Origin of the sequence: Wenyingzhuangia sp. 2_MG-2023 (assembly GCF_030548295.1) — a bacterium.
Classification (GTDB): domain Bacteria; phylum Bacteroidota; class Bacteroidia; order Flavobacteriales; family Flavobacteriaceae; genus Wenyingzhuangia.
The window spans coordinates 1-246 of sequence record NZ_JAUOSB010000156.1; the positions used below are offsets into that span (position 1 = coordinate 1).

The 246-nt window shown below is 35.4% G+C and carries 1 protein-coding gene; it reads left to right on the forward strand.

The features are described 5' to 3' along the window. Window positions 1–246: response regulator (locus Q4548_RS17315; protein ID WP_303457252.1), on the forward strand; the 246-nt coding region annotated here is incomplete at both ends.

A 246-nucleotide genomic window follows, 5' to 3' on the forward strand; every position in this document is an offset into this window, starting at 1 on the left:
GAACAAGACTTATGCCAATTAATAAAAACAAGCTTAACAAAGGAAGGGTTTTCTGAAATCAATTTGGCAGGCACGATAGAAGAGGGATGGAAAAGATTTCAAGCTTTCGAACCAAACCTAGTAATATTAGATGTTATGCTTCCTGATGGTGAAGGTTATGATTTGTGTAAAAGAATAAGAGAAGTTTCACGTATCCCTATTCTCTTCTTGTCTGCTAAGTCCGATGAAGTGGATAAAATATTAGGT